At 74.1% G+C, this 23,793-nt stretch carries 23 protein-coding genes and 1 pseudogene; 16 read left to right on the top strand and 8 right to left on the bottom strand.

Features of this window, described 5'->3' with window-relative positions; translation table 11 throughout:
- Nucleotides 1-155: 155 nt before the first annotated feature.
- Both ABZS80_RS09230 and ABZS80_RS09225 read left to right on the top strand, forming a co-directional pair.
- On the top strand, nucleotides 156-2,558 hold the full coding sequence (locus ABZS80_RS09230; RefSeq protein WP_355055245.1) for a M4 family metallopeptidase: 2,403 nt from the start codon (nucleotides 156-158) through the stop codon (nucleotides 2,556-2,558).
- A gap of 101 nt (nucleotides 2,559-2,659) precedes the next feature.
- Complete coding sequence (locus tag ABZS80_RS09225; RefSeq protein WP_355055244.1) at nucleotides 2,660-3,427, top strand: enoyl-CoA hydratase/isomerase family protein; 768 nt, start codon at nucleotides 2,660-2,662, stop codon at nucleotides 3,425-3,427.
- A gap of 70 nt (nucleotides 3,428-3,497) precedes the next feature.
- Here the strand turns inward: ABZS80_RS09225 and ABZS80_RS09220 are convergent, their stop codons facing one another.
- The 3 genes from ABZS80_RS09220 to ABZS80_RS09210 all read right to left on the bottom strand — a co-directional run bounded on the left by ABZS80_RS09220 (nucleotide 3,498) and on the right by ABZS80_RS09210 (nucleotide 6,325).
- Nucleotides 3,498-3,938 (bottom strand): HNH endonuclease, encoded by a 441-nt coding sequence (locus ABZS80_RS09220; RefSeq protein ID WP_355055243.1) that lies wholly within the window; start codon nucleotides 3,936-3,938, stop codon nucleotides 3,498-3,500.
- 311 nt (nucleotides 3,939-4,249) lie between these two features.
- A complete protein-coding gene (locus tag ABZS80_RS09215; RefSeq protein WP_355055242.1) occupies nucleotides 4,250-5,794 on the bottom strand; it encodes an FAD-dependent oxidoreductase in 1,545 nt (514 codons plus the stop codon).
- Between the two features lie 39 nt (nucleotides 5,795-5,833).
- Nucleotides 5,834-6,325, bottom strand: coding sequence for an MSMEG_6728 family protein (locus ABZS80_RS09210; protein ID WP_355055241.1), 492 nt, complete (start codon nucleotides 6,323-6,325; stop codon nucleotides 5,834-5,836).
- Between the two features lie 87 nt (nucleotides 6,326-6,412).
- Here ABZS80_RS09210 and ABZS80_RS09205 point away from each other — a divergent pair, with 87 nt between their 5' ends.
- Nucleotides 6,413-8,197, top strand: coding sequence for an NAD-binding protein (locus ABZS80_RS09205; RefSeq protein WP_355055240.1), 1,785 nt, complete (start codon nucleotides 6,413-6,415; stop codon nucleotides 8,195-8,197).
- Nucleotides 8,198-8,203: 6 nt separating this feature from the next.
- Here ABZS80_RS09205 and ABZS80_RS09200 read toward each other — a convergent pair whose 3' ends face one another.
- Both ABZS80_RS09200 and ABZS80_RS09195 read right to left on the bottom strand, forming a co-directional pair.
- Nucleotides 8,204-9,445 carry an APC family permease gene (locus ABZS80_RS09200; RefSeq protein WP_355055239.1) on the bottom strand — a complete coding sequence of 414 codons (1,242 nt, stop codon included), beginning with the start codon at nucleotides 9,443-9,445 and terminating at the stop codon, nucleotides 8,204-8,206.
- 9 nt (nucleotides 9,446-9,454) lie between these two features.
- Nucleotides 9,455-10,222 carry a phosphatase PAP2 family protein gene (locus ABZS80_RS09195; RefSeq protein WP_355055238.1) on the bottom strand — a complete coding sequence of 256 codons (768 nt, stop codon included), beginning with the start codon at nucleotides 10,220-10,222 and terminating at the stop codon, nucleotides 9,455-9,457.
- Nucleotides 10,223-10,324: 102 nt separating this feature from the next.
- On the opposite strand from ABZS80_RS09195, the gene ABZS80_RS09190 reads away from it, so the two are divergent.
- Nucleotides 10,325-11,536, top strand: coding sequence for a DUF4032 domain-containing protein (locus ABZS80_RS09190; protein WP_355055237.1), 1,212 nt, complete (start codon nucleotides 10,325-10,327; stop codon nucleotides 11,534-11,536).
- A gap of 13 nt (nucleotides 11,537-11,549) precedes the next feature.
- On the opposite strand, the gene nagA is transcribed toward ABZS80_RS09190, so the two are convergent.
- The 3 genes from nagA to ABZS80_RS09175 are packed head-to-tail and all read right to left on the bottom strand — an operon-like array spanning nucleotide 11,550 to nucleotide 14,573.
- Entirely contained in the window at nucleotides 11,550-12,659 is a 1,110-nt protein-coding gene (nagA, locus tag ABZS80_RS09185) for an N-acetylglucosamine-6-phosphate deacetylase (RefSeq protein WP_355055236.1), read from the bottom strand.
- Nucleotides 12,656-13,588, bottom strand: a complete 933-nt coding sequence (locus ABZS80_RS09180; RefSeq protein WP_355055235.1) for an ROK family protein — start codon at nucleotides 13,586-13,588, stop codon at nucleotides 12,656-12,658. Before ABZS80_RS09180 ends, nagA begins: the two co-directional genes overlap by 4 nt.
- Before the next feature lie 55 nt (nucleotides 13,589-13,643).
- Complete coding sequence (locus ABZS80_RS09175; protein WP_355055234.1) at nucleotides 13,644-14,573, bottom strand: sugar isomerase; 930 nt, start codon at nucleotides 14,571-14,573, stop codon at nucleotides 13,644-13,646.
- Nucleotides 14,574-14,770: 197 nt separating this feature from the next.
- Here ABZS80_RS09175 and ABZS80_RS09170 point away from each other — a divergent pair, with 197 nt between their 5' ends.
- The 12 genes and pseudogenes from ABZS80_RS09170 (at nucleotide 14,771) to ABZS80_RS09115 (ending at nucleotide 23,793) form a co-directional block, all read left to right on the top strand.
- A complete protein-coding gene (locus tag ABZS80_RS09170) occupies nucleotides 14,771-15,556 on the top strand; it encodes a DeoR/GlpR family DNA-binding transcription regulator (protein WP_355055233.1) in 786 nt (261 codons plus the stop codon).
- Between the two features lie 121 nt (nucleotides 15,557-15,677).
- Complete coding sequence (locus ABZS80_RS09165; RefSeq protein ID WP_355055232.1) at nucleotides 15,678-16,685, top strand: ATP-binding cassette domain-containing protein; 1,008 nt, start codon at nucleotides 15,678-15,680, stop codon at nucleotides 16,683-16,685.
- Nucleotides 16,682-17,698, top strand: a complete 1,017-nt coding sequence (locus ABZS80_RS09160; RefSeq protein WP_355055231.1) for an ABC transporter permease subunit — start codon at nucleotides 16,682-16,684, stop codon at nucleotides 17,696-17,698. The genes ABZS80_RS09165 and ABZS80_RS09160 overlap by 4 nt, the downstream gene beginning before the upstream one ends.
- Nucleotides 17,699-17,804: 106 nt before the next feature.
- The gene (locus tag ABZS80_RS09155) at nucleotides 17,805-18,233 is read left to right on the top strand and encodes a DUF3263 domain-containing protein (RefSeq protein WP_355055230.1); all 429 of its coding nucleotides are present in this window, start codon (nucleotides 17,805-17,807) and stop codon (nucleotides 18,231-18,233) included.
- A gap of 110 nt (nucleotides 18,234-18,343) precedes the next feature.
- Nucleotides 18,344-19,246, top strand: a complete 903-nt coding sequence (locus ABZS80_RS09150) for a hypothetical protein (protein ID WP_355055229.1) — start codon at nucleotides 18,344-18,346, stop codon at nucleotides 19,244-19,246.
- A gap of 151 nt (nucleotides 19,247-19,397) precedes the next feature.
- Entirely contained in the window at nucleotides 19,398-19,907 is a 510-nt protein-coding gene (locus ABZS80_RS09145) for a GNAT family N-acetyltransferase (RefSeq protein ID WP_355055228.1), read from the top strand.
- Nucleotides 19,908-20,201: 294 nt separating this feature from the next.
- The gene (locus ABZS80_RS09140) at nucleotides 20,202-20,654 is read left to right on the top strand and encodes a hypothetical protein (protein WP_355055227.1); all 453 of its coding nucleotides are present in this window, start codon (nucleotides 20,202-20,204) and stop codon (nucleotides 20,652-20,654) included.
- A gap of 2 nt (nucleotides 20,655-20,656) precedes the next feature.
- Complete coding sequence (locus tag ABZS80_RS09135; protein WP_355055226.1) at nucleotides 20,657-21,913, top strand: SRPBCC family protein; 1,257 nt, start codon at nucleotides 20,657-20,659, stop codon at nucleotides 21,911-21,913.
- Nucleotides 21,910-22,131 (top strand): annotated as a pseudogene (gene gvpJ, locus ABZS80_RS09130) (gas vesicle protein GvpJ); the annotation flags it as partial. The gene ABZS80_RS09135 and the pseudogene gvpJ, both read left to right, overlap by 4 nt.
- Nucleotides 22,132-22,345: 214 nt before the next feature.
- Nucleotides 22,346-23,101, top strand: coding sequence for a GvpL/GvpF family gas vesicle protein (locus tag ABZS80_RS09125; RefSeq protein ID WP_355055225.1), 756 nt, complete (start codon nucleotides 22,346-22,348; stop codon nucleotides 23,099-23,101).
- Between the two features lie 3 nt (nucleotides 23,102-23,104).
- Nucleotides 23,105-23,449 carry a gas vesicle protein GvpG gene (locus ABZS80_RS09120; protein ID WP_151463034.1) on the top strand — a complete coding sequence of 115 codons (345 nt, stop codon included), beginning with the start codon at nucleotides 23,105-23,107 and terminating at the stop codon, nucleotides 23,447-23,449.
- A complete protein-coding gene (locus tag ABZS80_RS09115; RefSeq protein ID WP_355055224.1) occupies nucleotides 23,446-23,793 on the top strand; it encodes a gas vesicle protein in 348 nt (115 codons plus the stop codon). Before ABZS80_RS09120 ends, ABZS80_RS09115 begins: the two co-directional genes overlap by 4 nt.

The raw sequence follows: 23,793 nt of genomic DNA, 5'->3' as shown, positions 1-23,793 counted from the left end.
CGGGGCCACCCGGTTCCGACACGTTCCGTCGCATCGTCCGAACGGTCAGTGTCTCCGGCAGGAAAGCGCTCGCACCCTTTCACGTTCTTCGATGTATCGCTATATCTACATCAGTGACTACCCCCGTCACAACTTCCCCCCTTCAGGAGGGCCCCGTGAAAAGATCTCTCGCCGCCGTCAGCGCAGCGCTGCTCACCAGCGGCGTGCTGACCTGCGTCACCACCACGGCGCACGCGGCAACCCCGAGCGCCCCGTCCCCCGAGTCCGCCGCCGCAGCCCGGGCGGCGAGCCTGCTCCGCGCCAACCCCGGTGCCGTCCAGGGCGCCGCCGGGGAGGCGTACCAGGCCGTCCGCACGAAGGTGGACGCCTCCGGGGCCACCCACACCCGCTACGCCCGGACCTACCACGGCCTGCGCGTCTACGGCGGGGACTTCGTCATCCACACCGCCCAGAACGGGACGCTGGCCGGGACGTCGGTCGGCCTGGCCGCGCCGCTCACGCTGGGCACCACCGCCAAGGTGGGCTCGGCGGCGGCCAAGGCCAGCGCGCGCAAGGCGTTCTCCGGCTCGCTCACCTCGGTGGGCACCCCGGAGCTCTTCGTCGACGCCAGCTCCGGCCGGGGCCGGCTGGCCTGGGAGACCGTCGCCACCGGCTGGCAGGCGGACAAGCAGACGCCGTCCAAGCTGCACGTCCTCACGGACGCGACCACCGGCAAGGTGATCGGCTCCTACGACGAGATCGAGATGGTGGTCGGCAGCGGCCAGGGCATCTACACCGGCACGGTCAGCATCGACACGACGCTCTCCGGCAGCACCTACCAGATGGTGGACCCGTCGCACGGCAACGGCCGCACCTGCGACATGAACAACAGCACCGGCGGCACCTGCACCACCTTCACCGACCCCGACAACAACTGGGGCAACGGCACCAACTCGAACCGGCAGTCCGCCGGCGTCGACGCCCACTTCGGCGCCGCGAAGACCTTCGACTACTTCAAGAACACGCACGGCCGCAACGGCATCTTCGGCAACGGCGCGGGCGTGCCGAGCCGGGTGCACTACGGCAACAACTACGTCAACGCCTTCTGGGACGGCTCCCAGATGACCTACGGCGACGGCTCGGGCAACTCCCGCCCGCTGGTCTCGCTCGACGTCGCCGGGCACGAGATGAGCCACGGCGTCACCGAGGCCCTCTCCGGCCTCGTCTACTCCGGTGAGCCCGGCGGCCTCAACGAGGCCACCAGCGACATCTTCGGCAACATGGTGGAGTTCTACGCCGCCGCGCCGAGCGACCCGGGTGACTACCAGGTCGGCGAGAAGATCAACATCAACGGCAACGGCACGCCGCTGCGCTACATGTACAACCCGTCGCTGGACGGCTCGTCCGACTCCTGCTGGAGCACCAGCACGAAGAACAAGGACGTGCACTACTCCTCCGGCGTGGCCAACCACTTCTACTTCAACCTCGCCGAGGGCACCGGCTCCACCGCGTACGGCACGTCGCCGGTCTGCGGCTCGGCGCCGGCCGTGACCGGCATCGGTCGCGCCAAGGCCGAGAAGATCTGGTACCGGGCGCTCGACGTGTACTTCACCTCGAACACCTCGTACGTCAACAACACCACCCCGTCGAACACCGCCCGGGCCTACACCCTCAAGGCGGCGACCGACCTGTACGGCAACTGCTCCACCGAGTACAAGACCGTCCAGGCGGCGTGGACCGCGGTGAACGTGGCCGGCAACGACGCGCCCTGCAGCTCCACCGGCAACGACTTCTCCGTCTCGCTCTCCCCGACCTCCGGCTCGGTGACCGCGGGCGGATCGGTCTCCACCACCGTCGCCACCGCCACCACGAGCGGGACCGCGCAGACCGTGACGTTCTCCGCCTCGGGCCTGCCGACCGGCGCCACCGCGTCGTTCAGCCCGTCCTCGGTGACCTCGGGCGGCTCGTCCACGCTCACCATCGCCACCTCGGCGAGCACGCCGGCCGGCACCTACTCGGTATCGATCAGCGGCAGCGCGACGTCGGGCACGAAGACGGCCACCTACACGCTGACCGTGAACGGCACCGGCGGTGGCTGCACCGGCGCCGGCCAGAAGCTCGCCAACCCGGGCTTCGAGTCCGGCAACACCGGCTGGTCGACCACCTCGGGCGTCATCGGCCAGTACGGCTCCAGCGGCCAGCCGCCGCGTACCGGCACCTGGAACGCCTGGCTGGACGGCTACGGCAGCACCCACACCGACACGCTGGCCCAGTCGGTGAGCCTGCCCAGCGGCTGCACCTCCTACAACTTCACCTTCTGGCTGCACATCGACTCCTCCGAGAGCACGAGCAGCGTCCAGTACGACAAGCTGACCGTGCAGGTGCTCAACTCGTCCGGCGGCGTGCTGGCGACCCTGGCCACCTACTCGAACCTGAACAAGGCGAGCGGCTACAGCCAGAAGTCCTTCTCCCTGGCCTCGTACGCCGGCCAGACCGTCACCCTGAAGTTCACCGGCACCGAGGACTCCTCGCTGCAGACCTCCTTCGTCGTGGACGACACCGCGGTCAACGTCTCCTGACCTGACCGCCCGACCCCGGGGCCCGGCGGCCACCCCACGCGGGTGGTCACCGGGCCCCGACCGTTACGGTCGCCGGAGAACCGGCGGCGCGAGGGGGAGAGATGTCGGACGCGGAGCTGACCGTCACGGTGAGCGGACCGGTGGCCACCGTGGTGATCCGAAACCCGGCGCGCCGCAACGCCCTGACGCCGGCCATGTGGCGGCAGCTGCCGGTGCTGCTCGACGGCCTGGAGGCCGATCCGGCGGTGCGCGTGCTGGTGCTCACCGGGGCGGGCGGCACCTTCTGCGCCGGCGCCGACCTGGGCGACCTGGACGAGCTGCTGGAGGCGGGGGACGGCAGCATCGCGGTGGCCGCCGAGGAGCGGCTGGCCGCGTTCGGCCGGCCCACCGTGGCCGCGATCGAGGGCGCCTGCGTCGGCGGCGGCTGCCAGCTCGCCGTCGCCTGCGACCTGCGCCTCGCCGCGGCGGACGCCCGGTTCGGCGTACCCCCGGCGCGGTTGGGTCTGGTCTATCCCGCGCCGACCACCCGGCGGCTGGCCGGCCTGGTCGGGCCGTCCGCGGCCAAGCACCTGCTATTCACGAGCCAGCTGGTCGACGCCGAGCGGGCACTGCGGATCGGGCTGGTCGACGAGGTGCTGCCGGCGGACGGGCTCGCGGCGCGGGTGGCGGCGCTGACCGCCACCATCGCCGAGCGTTCCCGGCTCACCGTGGCGGCGGCCAAGGAGATCGTCGACGGGCGCGCCGACGACGATCGCATCGCCTGGTGGCACGGGCAGGTGCGGGAGAGCGGCGAGGCCCGCGAGGGGATCGCCGCGGTCACCGGGCGCCGCCCGCCGCGCTTCGGCTGGACCCCACCGGCCGCCGGCTGACGGGGGGACCGGCGGGCGCCGCGCCGGAGGCGTGCCTCCGACGCGACCCCCTGTGCCCGCCGGCCGTCCGTCACCGCGCCAGCGAGGCCCAGCTCGGCGTCACCGGCTCCCGCCGCAGCGGCATGCCCGCCTCGGCCGGGGTCCGGTCGCCCTTGCGCTGGTTGCACCCGTAGCAGGCGGCGGTGGTGTTCCCCCAGGTGTTCCGGCCACCGCGCGAGCGGGGCAGGATGTGGTCGATCGTGCTGGCCGGACCGTCGCAGTAGGCGCACCGCCCGCCATCGCGGCGCAGCACCCCGCTGCGGGACCAGGCCGGGCCGGCGCTGAACCGCCAGCGGGTCACCACGTACCGGACGAGGCGGACCACCCGCGGCATCGGGAAGACGCCGATCACCTGGTCCGGCTCGGCCTCGTGGATCTCGGCGACCCGCCGGCAGAGCATCCGGATCGCGTGCTGGACGGTGACCCGGTGCAGCGGGCCGAGGTCGGCGTTGATGACGAGGACGGCGTCCACCGGGCTCTCCCTTCACGATCGGTGGTACGGCAGCAAAAAGCCGCCCGGTCCCTGGCGGACGGGCGGCGACGACGGGGACGCGCGGGCGCGTCAGTCGGGCCGTCCGGCCGGGGGACCTTCGGCCCGGCAGCCGTCGCCGAGCAGCCACGACGGCATCGTGGTGACGTGTCGCAGCGACATCGACGGCTCCCGGAGCGGTGGTTGACCTTGCGCGCTCACGGTAGATCGACGCCGGAAAGTCGGGCAACGCATTTCGATCCCTCCTGCGCTGCCAGAAGATGTGAGAAGGGGACCCTTCTCGACACCAGGCGTTAAGAGGGGGCCCTTCCTTGTCTCCCGGCCAGCAGGCCGCGCGGGCGGACCGAGTGGACCGGCTCGGCCGCCGCCCCCTCGGCCCGCAGAATGTGGTTGGCGGCCACGATCCCGGTGGCCGCAGAGCGTTCCATCAGCGCGCTCGGGAAGTCGGTCCGGATCCCGTCGCCAGCCAGGTAGAGGCCGGCCGCGTCGGTGCGTACCCCCGGCCGCTCCGCGTGGCTGCCCGGGGTGAACGCCGGGGCCTGCGCCTCGACCCGGGCACGCAGCTCGCGCACCCGCAGGCCGGCGGCCTCCGGCCAGAGCGCGGCCAACTCCGCCCGCATCCGCTCGGCCAGCTCCCCGGCCGGCACGTCCGGCTCGCAGGCGTACGCGTGCAGCTCGACCACCGATCCGCCGGTCCGCCGCGCCCAGCGCCGGGGCTCGTCCTCCAGCCGGTGGTAGAGGGTCACCGAGTCCAGGGTGGGCTGCCGGGACACCCCGCTGAACACCGCCCGGTCCGGGCGCACGTCGCCGTCCAGCCAGTAGCGCGCCACCGCGTACGGGGGACCGGGCCGGCCGAACGCGGGCATCCGCGCCACCAGTCCGGGCGCCGCCGCGAGCAGCCCGGGTGAGGCGGCGACCAGCGCGGCGAGCGCGGGCGGGTCGACGGCCAGCACCACGTGCCCAGCCTCGTGGGTATCGCCGCCGGCCGTGGTCACCCGCCAGCCGTCCGGCGTCCGGTCCAGCCGGGCGGCGGCCGTGCCGGTGCACACCCGGCCGCCGTGCCGCTGGACGTGCCGGGTGAGCGGTTCCCAGATCGCGGTCGCGTAGTCCCGGTCCGGGCAGTCGAAGGCCAGCCCCTCCGGGTTACCGAGCAGGTAGAAGTGGAACTGGGCGATCATCTCGGCGGCCGACATCTCCGCCTCGTGGTTGAAGAACGAGTGCGAGAAGACCTCGAAGAGCATGGCCCGGGCCCGGTCCGGCAGCCGCAGCGAGGTGAGCAGGTCGTCGGCGGTCCGGGTGTCGAACTCGGCGTAGGTGCGCTCCGGGTCGTAGGCCAGCAGCGGCAGCGCCGCGTCCCGGTCCATGGTCCGCAGGTCGGCCAGGCGCAGGCTCGGGCTGCGCAGCAGCAGGGCGAGCAGGTTGGCCGGCGGCGCGGACGGCAGCCGCCCGAACTCCTCGTCCGGCCACCGCGCGGAGAGGATCGGGTAGCCGGGCACCGGCTTGAGGAAGCCCAGCGTGGGATCCGCGCGGCGCAGGATGTTCCGCCAGTTCCAGTACTGCCGGAAGAAGGCGTGGAAGCCGTGCTCGTTGCGCTGGACGCCGTCCGGCAACTCCTCCGGCCAGGCGCCCAGCCGGCCGCCCAGGTGCGGCGCGGCCTCCAGCACGGTCACCTCGACACCGCGTTCGGCCAGCACCACGACCGCCGACATGCCGGCGATGCCCCCGCCCACCACCACGGCCCGCACCGGTCGCGACACGCGCGGGGCGCCACCGCCGCCGGGGTCCACCAGGTGCCGGCGTACGCCGATGAGCCGGCCGACCACTCGCGACAGTGCCACGCGCACCTCCGACCCGAGGGGAGCCCCCAGTCTGCCGGCTCACGCCGCCGGGGGCAGCAGACAGCGGCGCGGCCGGTCCGACGTCGGCCAGACGTACTCCAGGTCGGGCGGGACGTCGCCGAACTGCGGGCCGTAGTGCGCCGGGTCCTTGCGCAGCAGCGACGACCGGTGGCTGAGGTGCAGGTCGTCCCGGCCCAGCCAGGGCGGCAGCTCGCCGGCGTCGGCCAGCTCCGCCTGGGTGCGGATGAGCGCGATGCCGCAGGCGGAGGCCAGGTCGGTGGCCATGGTGGCGGCGCAGGTGTCCGCCCGTCCCGGCTCGGACCACACGGCGCACATGTCCAGGCCGTACCGGGTCAGCGCCTCCTCGTACCCGGCCCACATCTTCACCGCCGGGTGGTTGCGCCAGCCGTAGTCCGGCCGGGTCAGCCCGCGCAGCACCTGGATGGTCTCCACCCGCTGCTTGCCCAGCCGCTTCTGGTCCAGCGTCCGGGCGCTGGCCAGGAAGTCCGGATACGGCAGGAACGTCTGCATGCCGCTGCTCTACCCGTACTGGCGGGCCCCATGCGTTCATGATCGAGGGGGCTGCGCGCGCTGCGAGCGACTGACTACGATCCGGGCATGGCCGAGCCCCTCCGCGACCGCGCGCGCCGGGCGACCGGATGGCGGCTCAAGATGAACGGCGACGCCCGTCCGCACTACGTGGTCTGCGGCTCGGACCCGTTGGCCTACTGGGTGGTCCGGTCCCTGCTCGCCACCGACCCGCCCGCCGGCCGGGTCCGGGTGACGCTGGTCGTGCCCGAGCGCCGCCGCACCGAGGGGCCGGACGGACGGGACATCCCGGGCGTCCAGGTCGTCCGCGCCGACCGGCTCGACGAGGCCGCCTTCCGCCGGGCCGGCCTGGCCGGGGCGGACGGGCTGGCCCTGCTGCACCAGGACGACGTGGGCAACATGCACGCCGCGCTCTGCGCCCAGGAGGTCGAGCCCCGGCTGCGCCTGGTGGTCCGGATGTTCAACACCAGCCTGGCCAACGGCGTGCGGCAGCTCTTCCCCGACTCGGCGGTGCTCTCCGACGCGTCGATCTCCGCGCCGGCCTTCGTGGCTGCCGCCCTCGGCGAGCTGGCCCCCACCCACTTCCGGCACGCCGGCCGCACCCTCTACGTGGCCCGCCGCGCCGACGTACGCCCGCAGGACGTGGTCAGCGGGCTGGCCGTCACCACCGACCCGGAACTGGTCCGGGTGCTGCCCGCCGACGAGGCCTCCGCCGACGTGGTGCTGGCCGAGGCGACCGGCCGGCCGCCCGGCACCGAGCTGGCCGCCCGCCGGCTGGTCCGGGCCCGCCGCCGGCGGCAGCCGGTCGCGGTGCTGCTCCGCGCGCTCCGCAGCTTCGCCACCCGCAAGATCGGCCTGGCCGTGCTGGTGCTGCTGGCGGTGATCGCCGTGCTCGGCTGGCTCAACGCCCGGGCGGCCGACGTGACCTGGTCCGAGGCGCTCTACCTGACGCTGGTCACCACCCTCAGCGGGCAGGACCCGGACGTCAACAAGGCCCTCGCCGCCCAGATCATGCAGGTGGTGCTCAACCTGGCCGGGCTGGCGCTGATCCCGCTGATCACGGCCGCCGTGGTCGACGGCATCGTCAACGCCCGGCTCGCCCTGCACGCCGGCCGGGTCCAGCCCGACCGCTCCGGGCACGTGGTGGTGGTCGGGCTGGGCAACATCGGCACCCGGGTGATGGCCCAACTGCACGACTTCGGGGTCGAGGTGGTGGCCATCGACAAGAACCCGGACGCGCGGGGCGCCCCGCTGGCGCACCGGCTCGGCGTGCCGCTGATCGTCGGCGACGCGGGCCAGGAGGAGACCCTGCGCGCCGCCTCCGTCGACACGAGCCAGGCGCTCGTGGTGGTCTCCACCGACGACGGCATCAACCTCCGCGCCGCGCTCAACGCCCGCTCCCTCGACCCCGACCTGCGGGTGGTGCTGCGCCTCTTCGACGGCGACTTCGCCGAACGGATCCAGCAGGCGTTCGGGATCGGCATCTCCCGCAGCGTGTCCTACCTGGCCGCTCCGGCGTTCGCGGCGGCCATGCTGGACCGCGCCGTGATCGCCACCATTCCGGTCGACCGGCACGCGCTGCTGGTCACCGAGGTGCCGGTGGTGGCCGGCTCCCCGCTCGACGGGCGGCCGCTCGCCGCGGTGGCCCGCCCCGGCGAGGTGCGCCTGCTGGCCTACACCCCGGCCGGGCAGAAGACGGAGTGGTCCACCGACCCGCGCATGGTGATCCATGCGGGCGACCGGCTGACCGTGGTGGCCCGGCGGGCCGGGCTGACCGCCCTGCTCCGGGAGACCACCCCGGTGCCGCCACCCGCCCCGGCGGCCGCGCCGGCCGCCCGCCAACCGGACGAGTGACCGGGGTCAGGCCGGCCGGGTGGTGTGGCGGAGGGCGTACCAGGCGGCGCCGAGGGTGAGCACGCCGAAGCCGGCGAGGGTGCTGGTGACCGGCAGGTTGACCGCGAGCAGCAGGCACCCGACCAGCCCCAGCACGGCGAGAAGCTGCCCCGGCAGTTTCCGGGCTGGATCCCGGCCCAGGGTGAGCGCCGAGGCGTTGGCGATCGCGTAGTAGACCAGCACGGTGCAGCTGGAGAAGCCGATGGCGCCCCGCACGTCGGCCAGGGACACCACGACGATCACCACGGCGGCCACCGCCAGCTCGGCGCGGTGCGGCACCCGGTGGCGCGGGTGCACGGCGGCCAGCGCGCCCGGCAGGTCCCGGCGGCGGGCCATCGCGAGCGTGGTCCGGCCGACGCCGGCGAGCAGGGAGAGCAGCACCCCGGTCACCGCCACGGTCGCCCCGGCCCGGACCAGCCAGGCCAGGCCGGGCAGCCCGGCGGCGGTCACCACCTCGGCCAGGGGCGCCGTGGAGGCGGCCAGTCGTTGCTCACCCAGCACGCCGAGAGCCACCACGGCCAGCGCCAGGTAGCTGGCCAGCACCACGCCGAGCGCCAGCGGCACGGCGCGCGGGATCGTGCGTTCCGGGTCGCGGACCTCCTCGCCGAGGGTGGCGATCCGGGCGTACCCGGCGAAGGCGAAGAAGAGCAGGCCGGCGGCGGTGAGCACGCCCCGGACGCCGGTGTCGGCGAAACCGGCCAGCCGGGCCGGCTCCACGTGCGGCGCGCCGGTCGCCGCCACCACGCCGAGGACGGTGAGGACCACGCCGACCAGCACCCGGGTCGCGGTCGCGGTCTTCCCGATCCCGCGCAGGTTCACGGCGGTCACGGCCACCACCGCGAGGACCGCCACGAGCCGCGCCCGCCCCGGCCACAGGTACGCCCCGATGGTCAGCGCCATCGCCGCGCAGCTCGCCGTCTTGCCGATCACGAACCCCCAGCCGGCGAGGAACCCGGCGAACGGGTGCAGCCGCTCCCGGCCGTAGACGTAGGTGCCGCCGGACTCCGGGTAGCGGGCGGCCAGCCGGGCCGAGCTGGTCGCGTTGCAGAAGGCGACGAGGCCGGCGAGGGCCAGCGCGACGAGCAGGCCGGCGCCGCCGGCCGCCGCCGCGGCGGGGGCGAAAACCACGAAGACGCCCGCGCCGAGCATCGACCCCAGCCCGATGACGACCGCGTCGCGTACGCCCAGCCGGCGTGCCAGTTCAGCCACGAGCGCAGGCTAGGGGGTGGAGGTGAACGGCCGGTCCCGGTTTCGCAGCGGGGCGGGCAACGGCAGGTCGTCCCAGGGCACCCGGTGCAGCAGCCGGTCCAGGAGCAGGCCGAGCATCAGCCCGGCGAACGAGTCGGTGAGCCAGTGCCAGCCCAGGTAGATGGTGGTGCAGAAGACCACGAGCGGTGGCACCACCCGGATCACGGTGACCAGCCGGGGCGGAATGGTCCGGCCGAAGGTGCGCAGCAGTGGGGCCAGGAGCAGGGCGAGCACGCCGTACCAGACGATGGCGTTGGCCACGTGCCCGGACGGGTAGGACTGGGCGAAGCGCACCGGCAGATCCTGCTGGAACAACGGCAGGGTCTGGTCGGGCGCCAGGAACGGCTCCTTCACGCTGGCGCTCGGCGCGGGCCGCGCCGTCCACACCTTCAGTGGCCCGATGGTCAGGTAGGTGAGCACGAACGCGGTCACCGGCGGCAGCACCGGGCGGACCGAGCGGAGCCGCACCGCCAGGAGCACGCCGAGCCCGGCCGCGAGCAGGGTGAGCGGGGTGCCCTGGCCGAGCAGGTTGAGCGCCATGGCCGCCCACCGGGCGGCGGTCGGCCGGTGCGTCTCGGACCAGTCGGCGACGGCCCGGTCGAGCCCGAAGAGGTGCCCCTCGGCCAGCGCCACGGTGAGCGCCACCAGGGCAGCCAGCAGCAGCCCGTCCCACCACCAGCCGGCCGGCCGGACGGGCCGGAGCCGCGGCTTCCGGCGTACCTGCGTGGTCTCCCGCACGCGACCACGCTACCGGCCGCCCGCGGCGGGCCGGCGCCGGCGGCTGTGGGCCCAACCACGAAGGGAAGCGCTCCCGGCGGGTCAGCGGTCACACTGGTCCCCGTGCGGATCACCTCGGCCCTCGTCGACCCGGCGCTGCTCGACCTTCCCTGGTCGACCCCGCTGGAGGAGTGGCCTGCCGAACACCTGGTGGCGCTGCCCCAGGGTATTTCGCGGCACATCGTGCGTTTCGTCCGGCTCGGCGACTACGTCTACGCGGTGAAGGAGACCGGCGAGCGGGTCGCCGAACGGGAGTACGACCTGCTCCGGGCGCTGGAGCGGATCGACTTCCCCTCGGTGGAGGCGATCGCGATCGTGGCCGACCGGCAGACCGACGACGGGGAGCCGCTCGACCCCGTGCTGATCACCCGGCACCTCCAGTTCTCACTGCCCTACCGGGCGCTGTTCTCCCGCACGCTGCGGCCGGAGACCATGAACCGGCTGCTCGACGCGCTGGCGGTGCTGCTGGTCCGGATGCACCTGACCGGCTTCTTCTGGGGCGACTGCTCGCTGTCCAACACGCTGTTCCGGCGGGACGCGGGCGCCTTCGCCGCCTACCTGGTCGACGCGGAGACCGGCGCGCTGCACCCGTCGCTCTCGAACGGGCAGCGCGGCGAGGACCTGGAGATCGCCCGGGTCAACATCTTCGGCGAGGCGCTGGACCTTCAGGCCGCCGGCCTGCTGCACGAGTCGATCGACCCGGAGGAGGTCTGCGAGCAGGTCGTGCAGCGCTACGAGCGGCTCTGGCACGAGATCACCTACGAGCAGCAGATCGAGCGGGAGGCCCGGCACGACATCGAGGGCCGGATCCGCCGCCTCAACGAGCTGGGCTTCGACGTCGCCGAGGTGGCCATGTCGACCGTCGACAACGGGCGCTACCTGGTCCGGCCCAAGGTCGTCGACGCCGGCTACCACACGCGGCGGCTGCTCCGGCTCACCGGCCTGGACGCCGAGGAGAACCAGGCCCGCAAGCTCCTCAACGACCTGGACGCGTACCGGGTGGAGAGCGACCTGACCGACGAGCAGCAGGCCGCCCACCGCTGGCTGACCGAGGTGTTCGAGCCGGTGGTCCGGGCGGTGCCCGCGCACCTGCGTCACAAGCTGGAGCCGCAGGAACTGTTCGCCCAGATCATCGAGCACAAGTGGCTGCTCTCCGAGCGGGCGGGCCGGGACGTCGGGATGCGCCAGGCGGTGCAGTCCTACCTGGCCGACGTGCTGGTGCACCGCCCCGACGAGCAGGCGGTGCTCGGCGTCGAGGTGCCCACCGGGGGTTGATCAGCCCGCGGCGTCAGTCCACCCAGGCGCCGGCGCGCATCACCCGCAGCACGTTGAGGTCGTCGTCGAGGACGACCAGGTCGGCCCGGAGGCCGGTCTGGAGGGCGCCCACCCGGTCGCCCAGCCCGATGGCCCGGGCCGGGGTGGTGGCGACCATCCGGCAGGCGTCCGGCAGGGCGATCCCCGCGCCGACCGCGTGCCGCAGCGCGGCGTCCATGGTCAGCGTGCTGCCGGCGATCGCGCCGTCCCGGCTGAGCCGGGCCACCCCGTCGGCCACGGTGACGGCCTGGCCGCCCAGCTCGTACTCGCCGTCGGGCATGCCGGCGGCGGCCATCGCGTCGGTGATCAGGGCGGCCCGCTCCGGGCCGGCCACCGAGGTGGCGAAGCCGAGCATCCCGTCGTGCAGGTGCACGCCGTCCGCGACCAGCTCGCAGACCACGTTCGGGGCCTCCAGCAGGGCCACCACCGGTCCCGGCTCGCGGTGGTGCAGCGGTCGCATCCCGTTGAACAGGTGGGTGCCGACGCTCGCGCCGGCCGCCACGGCCGCCCGGGTCTGCTCCCAGGTGGCGTCGGTGTGCCCGACGGCCGCCACCACGCCCTGCCCGACCAGCAGCTTGATCGCCTCCAGCGCGCCGTCGCGCTCCGGGGCCAGGGTGACCATCCGGACCGCGCCGCCACCCAGCTCGATCAGCTCCGCCAGCTCCTCGGTGGACGGGTCGCGGAGGAACTCCGGGTTCTGCGCCCCGCACCGGGCCGCGGACAGGTAGGGCCCCTCGAAGTGGACGCCCGCCAGCACCCCGGACTCGACGAGCGGCCGGTAGGCGGCGGTGGCCTCGCGCATCAGCGGGAACGGGGAGCTGACCAGGCTGGCCAGCAGGGTGGTGGTGCCGTGCCCGAGGTGGAAGTCGGCGGCCTGCCGGGCCGACTCCGCGTCCCCGGTGGTGAAGGTGTGCCCGCCTCCGCCGTGGGTGTGCATGTCCACGAAGCCCGGCACGATCCAGTGCCCGTCGCGCACCGTCGGGTACTCGGCGACCGCCCGGATCCGGTCGCCGGCGATCTCCACGCAACCCTGCCGGAGCACGCCGTTCGGGGTCACCACCTTGCCGGTCACGCGCAGGGTCATCGGCTCTCCTTCGCCAGGGTGTCCAGGGCCAGCAGGGCGGCGCCGAGGCAGCCGGCCTCGTCGCCGAGGGCCGCCGCGACCAGGCGCGGCTCGCGGTGGAACGTCAGGCGCTCGCGCAGGGCCGCACGCAGCGGATCGAACAGCCGGGGGCCGGCCTGGGCCAGCCCGCCGCCGATCACGATGGTCGCCACGTCGAAGAGCGCCTGACCGGTGGCCAGGCCGTCGGCGAGCGCCTCGACGGCCTCCCGCCAGACCCGGCCGGCCAGCGGCTCACCGGCCGCCGCCCGATCGGCCACCTCGGCGGCGGTGGCCGCGCCGCCGGACAGCTTGGCGTACCGGCGGCCGATCGCCGAGGCCGACGCCATCGCCTCCAGGCAGCCGGGGCGCCCGCAGCCGCAGCGCGGGCCGTCGGGGCGTACCAGGATGTGGCCGATCTCCCCGGCGGCGCCGTGCGCGCCGGCGGCGGCCGACCCGTCGACCACGTGGGCGGCGGCGATGCCGGTGCCGATCGCGACGAAGAGCACGTGGCCGGCGTCCCGCCCGGCACCGAGCCGCGCCTCGGCCAGGCCGCCCACCCGCACGTCGTGGCCGAGCGCCGTGGGCAGGCCGAGCCGCGTCCGCGCCAGCTCCCGCAGGGGTACGTTCCGGAAGCCCACGTTCGCCGACCAGACCGCCACTCCGTGGGCCTCGTCGACCACCCCGGGCACGGCGATGCCGCACGCCACCGGGGTGAGGCCGTCGGCGCGGGCCTTGCCGGCCAGCCCTTCGGCCACGTCGAGGATCGTGCCGACCACCGCCTCCGGGCCGCGCGCCGCGTCGGTGGCATGCCGCTCGGCGTGCACGGTCGCGCCGTCCGGCCGGACCAGGGCGCACTTCATTCCGGTGCCACCCACGTCCAGCGCGACGACGACCTCGCCGCCTGGGGTCACAGTGCCTCCTGTGTTCGCGACTGCGGGGCTCGCAACCCCGGCTCACTCCTCGCGCTCACGCCAGCACCACGGAGCGGGTCAGGTGCCGGGGCGCGTCGGGGTCGAGGCCGCGGCTGGTCGCGAGCGCGACGGCGAAGCGCTGGGCGAGGATGAGGTCGGCCATCGGGTCGACCGGGTTGCGCCCGGCCGCCCAGCTCGTCAGGACGGTGTGGCAGCCGTGTGTGCGGCTGTGCACGAAGGCGGCGCCGGTGGCGGCCACGTCCTCGGGCAGGCCCTCCGGGATGCCGCCGAACGCCCAGACCAGCCGCCCGGGGGCGGCGATCGAGATGGGGCCGTGCCGGTAGTCCATGGCCGGGTACGCCTCGGCCCAGAAGGTGGCGGCCTCGCGGCACTTCAGCGCGGCCTCCTGGGCCAGCCCGACCGTCCAGCCGCGGCCGAGGAAGGTGACCTGCTCGATGGTGGCCGGGTCGATCGGCAGCGGGGCCCGGACGGCCACCTCGGCGTCGGCGGCGAGCCGGCCCAGGTCGTCGCCGAGGTGAGCGCGGAGCAGCGCCAGCGCGGTGGTGGCGAACCGGGTCTGCACCACCGAGCGCTCGTCGGCGAAGGGCAGGGGCACCGCCGCGTCGGCCAGCTCGACGGCCGGTGCGGCCGGGTCGCCGACCAGGACCGTGGTGGGCAGCTGCCCGCGCAGCGCGGCGAGCAGGTCGAGCACCTCGGTGGTGGTGCCGGAGCGGGTGATCGCGATGACCCGGTCGTAGCGGCGGCCGGTGGGGAACTCGCTGGCCTGGAAGGCGTCGGTCTCGCCCTGGCCGGCGCCCTCGCGCAGCCCGGCGTACGCGGCCGCCATGAACCACGACGTGCCGCACCCGACCACGGCGACGCGCTCGCCGGGGCGCGGCAGGCGGTCGGCGACGGCCGGGGCGAGCCGCGCCGCCTCCCGCCAGCAGTCGGGCTGGCTCGCGATCTCCGCGTGCACGTACGCCATGACAACTCCTCGCCAGGGGAGACCTTGCGCAATACGGCGCGATATGGCCGCCTTTCGCGCGTCATTCTGCGCGATTCGGGGTGGCCGTGGCAACCGGCTCCCACATCGCGCAGGACAGGGTTTTGCGCCTGGCCAGTTTCGCGCACTACTGTGCACGCAATCAATCACCGTTCGTGCAGAGTCAGTGGAGGCCCCCCGTGGACCGCTACGCCCGATGGAACGCGCTGCTCGAGATGCTGACCGACAGCGGCCGGGTCAGCGTCGAGGAGGCGGCCGAGCGCCTGGAGGTCTCCCAGGCCACCATCCGGCGTGACTTCGACCAGCTCGCCCAGCAGCAGATGATCACGCGGACCCGGGGCGGCGCGGTCGCCAACGGCGTCTCCTACGACCTGCCGCTGCGCTACAAGACGGCCAAGCACTCGGCCGAGAAGCAGCGGATCGGCGCGGCCGCCGCCGCGCTGGTCTCCCCGGGCACCGTGGTCGGCCTCAACGGCGGCACCACCAGCACCGAGGTGGCCCGGGCCCTGGCCGTCCGCCCCGACCTGAACACCAGCGCCGAGGGCGCCCAGCTCACCGTGGTCACCAACGCCTTGAACATCGCCAACGAGCTGCTGGTGCGCTCGCGGATGAAGGTGGTGGTGGCCGGCGGCGTGGTCCGGCCCAAGTCGTTCGAGCTGGTCGGCCCGCTGGGCGGGGCGCTGCTGCGCGAGGTCACCCTGGACGTGGCGCTGCTCGGCGTGGACGCCATCGACCCGCAGCTCGGCGCGGCCGCCCACCACGAGGGCGAGGCGGCCATGAACAGCCTCATGGTGGCCCGGGCCAAGCGGGTCGTGGTCATCGCCGACTCGTCGAAGCTGGGCGGGCACGCGTTCGCCCGGATCTGCCCGGTGGACCGGGTGGAGACGCTGGTGACCGACTCCGGGGCGTCGCCCACTGTGGTGCAGGCGTTCCGCGACGCGGGCGTGCACGTCGTCTGCGCCTGACCGGCCCCGCCGGCGCGCCTGATCCCGAATCCGGGAAAACCCCGATGCATACCGGGTATTGTCTCCGCCTGCATACCGCGTATGGTGTCGAGCTGACACCTACTTATCGGGGGAGGTCAGCTTGTCGGCTGTCCTGGAGATCGAAGGTCTCCGCAAGACGTACCGGAGCCGGAAACGCGGGGTCCGCCACGCGCTCGACGGCTTCGACATGCGGGTCGAGGCCGGCCAGGTGCACGGCTTCCTCGGCCCCAACGGCTCGGGCAAGACCACCACGCTGCGGACGCTACTCGGCCTGATCCGGCCCAACGGCGGCCGGATGGCCATCCTCGGCCAGGAGCTGCCGCAGGCCCTGCCCGCGGTCGCCGGCCAGGTCGGCGCCATCGTGGAGAGCCCGCAGTTCTTCCCGCACTTCTCCGCCCGGGACACCCTCGGGCTGCTCGCCCAGGCCGGTGAGCTGCCCAAGCCGCGGGTCGACGAGGTGCTGGAGCTGGTCGGGCTGCGCGACCGGGCCGGCGAGCGGGTGAAGACCTACTCGCTCGGCATGAAGCAGCGGCTGGCGGTCGCCTCCGCCCTGCTGAAGAACCCGAAGCTGCTGATCCTGGACGAGCCGGCCAACGGCCTCGACCCGGGCGGCATCCGGGAGATGCGCGGGCTCATGCGCGACCTGTCCGCCGCCGGGATGACCGTCGTGCTCTCCAGCCACATCCTCGGCGAGATCCAGCTCATCTGCGACTCGGTCACCATCATCTCGCTGGGCCGGCGGGTCGCGTTCGGGCCGGTCGACGAGGTGCTCGCCGCCCACTCGCAGGGCGCCGTGCGGGTCCGCCTGGAGGCGGTCACCGACCTGCCGCAGGCGACCGAGACGCTGACCCGGGCCGGGATCCGCGTCGCCGCCGAGCCCGACCACCTGATGCTCTCCGGCGTCGACAAGCCGGCCACGGTCAGCCGCGTCCTGGCCGAGCAGGGCCTCTACGTCAGCGAGCTGACTCCCGTCGCGGTCGACCTGGAGAGCGTCTTCCTCGAACTGACCGCCACCGCGCCGGTTCCCGGCCAGCACCGGCAGGTCGACCAGTCCACGAAGGTCGGTGAGCCGGGCAGCGGCGCCACCACGGGAGGTTGGGGCGCATGAGCTTGTACTTCACCGAACTGCGCCGGCTCAGCAAGCGCCGGCTCACCCGGCTGCTGCTGGTCCTGCTGCTGCTCGGGCTGGCCACGGTGGCCACCGCCTTCAGCTTCTCCAGCCACCAGCTCTCGAAGGAGACGGTGGCGGCCGCCCAGGTCGAGTCCGAGGCCCAGTACCAGCGGGCGATGGAGGACTGGAAGAAGACGGTCGCCGACTGCGACGCGGCCAAGGCCCGCGGGGACCAGGACACCGAGGAACGGTACGGCCCGAACTGCGGCCGGGACTGGCAGCCGCAGCCCGAGATGTTTGACCCGAAGTGGAACCTGCCCTACCAGTTCGACTTCCGGGCCGAGTTCCCCATGTTCATCGCGGTCTTCGCCGGGGCGGTGGCGCTCTTCGCGTTCATCGTCGGCGCCTCGTACGTGGGTGCCGAGTGGAGCACCGGCGGGATGATGAACCTGCTGCTCTGGCGGCCGAAACGGCTCGCCGTGCTGGGCACCAAGCTGGCCGCGCTGCTCAGCACCGTGCTCGGGGTGAGCCTGGTGCTCGGCGCCTTCTGGACGCTCGCCTTCTGGCTCATCGGCCGCTACCGGGGGACCACCGCCAAGGTGACCGCCGGGGTGTGGCAGTCCATCGGCCTCGACGGCCTGCGGGCGGTCGGGCTCATCCTGCTCGTCGGCGCGGTGGCCTTCGCGCTCGCCTCGCTGGGGCGGCACACCGCGATGGCGCTCGGCGCGGCCGTGGCGGTCTTCGCGATCAGCGAGATCGGCATCCGGATCGCCGTGGCCGTGCTCTCCGTGCCGTTCGGCGACCGCTACGTCCTGTCCACGTACGCCCAGTCGTGGTTCATGAAGAAGGTCGAACTCTTCGACTACGACACCTGCCAGTTCGCCAAGGGCGCCTGTGAACCGGCCAAGCTGGTGGTCACCTGGCAGCAGTCCGCGCTGGTGCTCGGGGTGGGCGCCGCCGCCGCGCTGATCGGCGCGTTCTGGTCGATGCGCCGGCGGGACATCGCCTGACCGGCGCGGACCCCGCGTCCGATGCGGGCCGGGCGGACCCTGGTTAGGCTGGGGTCCCCCGGCCGGCGTCGTCGTGCCGGTCGCCCCGTCCCGCTGAGGAGCGCCATTGCCCGCCGACGCCACGGAGCGGGCCGCCACCGACCGGCCCGAGCCGTCGGGGAACGCCGACGTCGCGCGCCGCGAGGCCGGCCGCACCGTCCCGCCACCCCGCTCCGCCCCCGCGGTCGAGGCCGACCCGGACGACGGGCCGCCGGACGACGGGCCGGCGGATTCGGCCCTCGCCGCGGAGGCCCCCGGCGAGGCCGGCGCGCTGACCGAGCGGGACCGGCAGATCCTCGCCTTCGAGCAGCAGTGGTGGAAGCACGCGGGCGCCAAGGAACAGGCCATCCGGGACACCTTCGGGCTCTCCGCGACCCGCTACTACCAGCTGCTCAACGCGCTGCTGGACCAGCCGGCCGCGCTCGCCGCCGAGCCGGTGCTGGTCGGCCGGCTGCGCCGGCTGCGCTCGTCCCGGGCCCGGAACCGGCGGCGCTGACCGCCCGAACCATCCTCGGATCCGCCCGCACCCGCCCTCCGGTCCGGCCGCACCGGCATGGGCTCCGGCGCTCCGGGTAGGCGGCGAACGGCAACGGAGGGAGCAGACGGATGGGGGCACCAGACCGCCGGTACGCGATCGGCAGCCGGCCGGCCCGGCCGGTCGGGACGGCGCCGATGATGCGGGTACGCTCCGCCTCCGATCCGGCCCCCGGCCGGCTGGAGAACGAGGACCTGGTCTTCCGGATCGGCCCGCTGGTCGGCGTCCTCGACGGGGCGACCGTGCCGGAGGGATTCGACACCGGCTGCGTGCACGGCCCGGCGTGGTACGTCCGGCACCTGGCCGCCCGGATCGGCCTGGCCGTCGCGGCCCGCCCGGCGGCCACGCTGATGAGCAGCCTGGCGGCGGCGATCCTGGCCGTGCGGGCCGACCACGGCGGCGACTGCGACCTGGACCATCCGGGCACCCCGTCCTCCACGGTCTGCCTCCTCCGGGAGGGCGGTGACCAGGTGGACTACCTGGTGCTCTGCGACAGCCCGCTCGTGCTCGACACCGGGGACCGGATCGACGTGGTCTCCGACGACCGGCTGGACACGGCGCTGGCGGACCTGCGCCGGACGGCCGCCGCGCTGCCGGACGGGGCCGTCGACGCGGCGACCCGGTTCCACCGGGCGGTGACCGTGCAGCGGAGCCGGATGAACCGGACGCACGGCTACTGGGCAGCCGCCAGCGACCCGGACGCCGCCTACCACGCGGTGACCGGCACGCTGCCGCTGCGCGGGCCGGGGGCGCTGCGACGGGCCGCGCTGCTGAGCGACGGCGCCTCCTGTGCGGTCGAGCAGTTCGGCCTCTTCGACTGGGCCGGCCTGCTCGACGTGACGGCGGCCGAGGGCCCGGAGGGGCTGATCGACCGGGTCCGGGCGGCCGAGCGGGACCACCCGGACCGGTTGCGCCGGCACAAGCGCACGGACGACGCCTCGGCGGTGCTCTGCGAGTTCGTCCCGGCGGGGTGAGCACCCTCACGGTCGAAACGGACCGGTTGGCTGACAACGGAGCGTGAGGCGGAACACCCCGGGGGTACGACCGGCCGACCCCCTCCGCCGGACCGGCAGTCCGCGCCCAAAGGGGTGGACTTGGGCCGGTACGACCGGCAGACTGCGGCTCGTGACGGGTGCGGTACGACTGGAGCCGGTGGACGAGCGAAACCTGGAGCCGTTGCTCTCCGTAGCGGCTGCCGAGGCGGAGCCGGAGGATGTCATGCCCCCGGTCGAGGCCCCGGCCGGGTGGTCGCTGGCCCGTCGGGAGGCCTTCCGCGAGTTCCACCGGGCGAGCTTCGGTGGGCTGGACGGCCCGACCCGCACCCTGATGTACGCGATCGTGGCCGGCGGCGAGGTGGTCGGCATGGTGCGGATGACCCGGTGCGGCGAGCCGGGGACGGTGGAGACCGGAATGTGGCTGGGCCGCTCGGCGCGCGGTCAGGGGCTCGGTGCGGCGGCCCTGCGGGAGCTGCTCCACGCCGCCGCGGCGGCCGGCATGCGCACCGTCGTGGCCGAGACGACACCGGACAACCAAGGCGCTGTCTCGGTCCTTCGGAAATGCGGCGCGGAATTGCGCGAGAAGGATGGGAAGCTCCGCGCGGAAATGTGCCTCGATTCCGCCCTGCCAACCCATTAGTTTTCTCGCCGACCTTTCTTGCGAGATTTGACTTTTCCCTGCTCTCCTGGGCTTCTCTGACCGTTTTGCGCCGTCTCTGCCTCTCCTGAACCGCCTATCCAAATGTGCGGTGACATGCGCCTCGGCAATTCCGCTGAAATGTTTTGCGCATGGCGGGACGGGTACTGCCCGCCGGGTCCGCTGATACGGGACGCCGGTCGCAGGCCCGTTACCCGCTGATCCCCGGTAGCTGCTTTCCCGGGCCTGCTCCAGGCATGAGGGTGTCCGCTTCCGCCGGGGAGCGAAGGAGAACTGATGAAGAGCGGAGCACGGGTGGCGCTGGCGGTGGGCTTCGGCTACATCCTCGGGCGCCGGAAGAAATTGCGCACGGCCCTCACCCTGGCCGCCGCCGTGGCGGCCGGGCGGGCCAGCCAGCGGCCGGGCGGGCTGAAGCAGCTCGGCGCGGACCTGATGAACGCGAGTCCCCAGCTCGGCGGCCTCGGCAAGCTGGGTGCCCCGCTGGCGACCGCCGGCAGGGCCGCGGCGACCGCGGCCGCGGGCAGTGGCATCGACGCGATCAGTGGCAAGCTGCGCGGCGGCGCCGACGCGCTGCGCCGGAAGACGGCCGGCGGCCGTCCGGACGAGGAGCCGGCGGACGGCGAGCGGTCCGCCGCCGACGACGAGGAGGAGCTCGACGAGCAGCCCGCCGCGGGGGACGAGACGGACCGGGGCGGTCGCCCGGTCGCGCGACGGCAGCGGGGGCGGTGACCATGGCGACCAGCAACCTCACGGAGCGGGCCCGCGACCAGATCGGTGGCGAGCTGCGCAACCTCGCCTCCGCCATCGGCGAGCGTGCCATGCACGTGGTCACCGAGCGGATCACCGGCGCCAGCGGGCGGCTCAGCGAGTACGCCAAGCAGGGCGGTGGCCCCGGCCTGGTCGCCGCCGCCACCGGCGCACAGAAGCTCGCCGAGGGCAACTCCCCGGTCAAGGCCATGTTCCAGGCCGGCCTGGCCGGCGGTAAGGAGAAGTTGATGTCGGCGTTCGGCGGTGGCAAGGGCGGCAAGGGCGGTGGCAAGAAGCTCAAGGTCACCAACATCGTCGAGACCATCGAGGTCGGCGTGCCGGTCCGGGTCGCGTACAACCAGTGGACGCAGTTCGGCGACTTCCCGAGCTTCATGAAGAAGGTCGAGCAGGCCGACTGGGACGAGGACGGGAAGATGACCTGGAAGGCGCAGGTCTTCTGGTCGCACCGGACCTGGGAGTCGACAATTGTCCGGCAGATCCCGGACCGGCTCATCCACTGGCGGTCCAAGGGCGAGAAGGGCTCCGTCGACGGCACGGTCAGCTTCCACGAGGTCGGCCCCGAACTGACCCGGATCCTCGTGGTGCTGGAGTACCACCCGCAGGGCCTCTTCGAGCACACCGGCAACCTGTGGCGCGCCCAGGGCCGCCGGGTCCGGCTGGAGCTGAAGCACTTCGTCCGGCACGTGATGACCCAGACCGTGCTCGACCCCGACTCGGTCGAGGGCTGGCGCGGTGAGATCGAGGACTCCCAGGTGGTCAAGGACCACGAGACCGCGCTGCGCGAGGAGCAGGAGGCCCGCGAGGAGCAGGAGAGCCGCGAGGAGCAGGAGGGCCGCGAGGAGCAGCGGGGTCGCGGCGAACAGCGGGGCCGGGCCGAGGAACCCGAGGAGGAGCCGGAGGAGGAGCCGGAGGAGGAGCCGGAGGAGGAGCGCCGGCCCGCCGGCCGCGGCCGCCGCCGGCCGCCGCCGCGCCGCCGTCCCACCCCGGCGGAGGAGGAGTACGCGGACTACGACGAGGGCGACGACTTCGACGACGACGAGTACGACGAGGAGCCCGAGGAGGAGGAGCCGCCGCGCCGCCGCGCCCCCGAGCGGGCGCGCCGCGCCCAGCCGCGCGAGGAGCGGGAGGCGCGCCCCGAGCGGCCGCGCCCCGTCCGGCGGGCACCCGAGACACCACGACGGCCGGTGGTGCGCCGCCGGCGAGAGGAGCGTGAGGAATGACCGTGTCCACCACGACGGGACAGTCGGGCAGCGCCCTGGAGCGCACCAGCGGCGGCGGCGGGGGCACCCTCGCCGACGTCGTGGAGACCGTGCTCGACAAGGGCGTGGTGATCGACGCCCAGGTGTCGGTCGCCGTGGTCGGCATCCAGCTCCTGGAGATCAACGCGCGGATCGTGATCGCCAGCGTCGAGACGTACCTGCGGTTCGCCGAGGCGGTCGACCGGCTGAGCATCGTGCCGAAGGGCCAGAAGGGCCTGCCGGACCTGGTCGGTGACGCGGCCGGCGCCGCCACCAAGGGCAAGGCGGTCTCCGGGCTCGGCAAGGCGGCCCAGGAGATCAGCGGCGCGGTGGCCGATTCGCTCCGCGACCGGGGCGACGACCGGGAGCGGGAGCGGGAGCGGCCGCGCCGGCGGCGGGACGAGGAGCGCTGAGATGGCTCAGGAGAACGGGCTGTTCATCTACGGCATCGTGCCGTCCGACGTGGAGCCGACCCCCGAGGCCGAGGGGGTCGGCTCCCCGCCCGGCGAGGTGACCGCGATCCGGCACGGAGAGCTGGCGGCGTTGGTCAGCGAGGTCGGGCTGGAGGAGCCGCTGGGCCGGCCGGCGGACCTGACCGCGTACGAGCGGCTGCTGGACGGGACGGCGGTGGTGGCGCCGGTGCTGCCGGTCCGCTTCGGCACGGTGGTGACCGGCGAGGACGCGGTCGAGGACCTGCTCGCCGCGCACCACGACCGGTTCGCCGCCGCCCTCGACGAGGTCGAGGACCGGCTCCAGTACACCGTGCACGGGCGCTTCGACGAGCAGGAGTTCATCGCCGGGTTCCTGGCGGAGAACGCCGCCGCCGGGGCCCTCGCCGACGAGGTCCGCGGCCGGCCGGAGGTCGAGAGCCGGGAGCAGCGGATCCGGCTCGGCGAGATGATCAGTCAGGCGGTGGAGCTGCGCCGGGAGGCGGAGAACCGCGACCTGATCGACGCGGTGGGCCGCCTCGTGGTGGCCGACGCGCCCCTCCCGCCCAGCAACGAGCTGGACGCGGTGCGCGTCTCCTTCCTCGTGGAGGGCGACGCCGAGGACGAGTTCATCCAGGCCGTGGAGGAGTTCGCCGAGCGGCGGCGGGACCTGATCCGGATGCGGCTCATCGGCCCGCTCGCCCCGTACGACTTCGTCAGCGCGCACCAGCTGGTGGAGTGACCCGTGGACATCCTGTGGACGCTGCTGACCCTGCCGTACGCGCCGGTGCGCGGGCTGACCGCGCTGGTCAAGGTGGTGGCGCGGGAGGCGGAGTCACGGCAGTACAACCCGGTCAACATCCGGCGCGAGCTGGAGGAGCTGGACCGGGCGGCGGCGGCCGGGGACATCACGCCGGAGGAGCGGGACCGGGGGCAGCAGCAGGTGCTGGACCGGTTGACCAGGCCGGCCGCCGGCGGCAGCCGTGTCCCGCCGGGGCGTAACGGTGCCCCCCGGCGGCCGGCGCCCGCCCGGCGGGGGACCGGCGGCCGCCGCGGCGAGCCGCGTGGCGGACGAGGGGGAGGGCGATGACAGCACGGATCCGGGGTGACGGCGACCGCGAGCGGTGGCGGGACCGGGGCGGTCGGGCCGAGGACCGGTATGTCGACGAGGGCGACGAGGAGGCGGTCAGCGCGGGCGAGGCGGCCCGGGAGGGGTTGCGCCAGATCGTCGATCTGACCGGTAAGGACCCGCTCGGGGTCACCTCGATCCAGCCCACCGACGACGGCTGGCGGATCGGGGTGGAGGTGGTCGAGGACCACCGCATCCCGGCGTCGACCGACCTGCTCGGCCTCTACGAGGTCGAGCTGGACATGACCGGCAGCCTGCTCGGCTACCGGCGGACGCGCCGCTACCAGCGCGGCAAGGGGGACTGA

The sequence above is a fragment of the Micromonospora sp. NPDC005305 genome (assembly GCF_040607315.1).
Lineage (GTDB): Bacteria > Actinomycetota > Actinomycetes > Mycobacteriales > Micromonosporaceae > Micromonospora.
The sequence above is the reverse complement of the archived record's forward strand: the minus strand, read 5'-3'. Positions and strand labels throughout refer to the sequence as shown.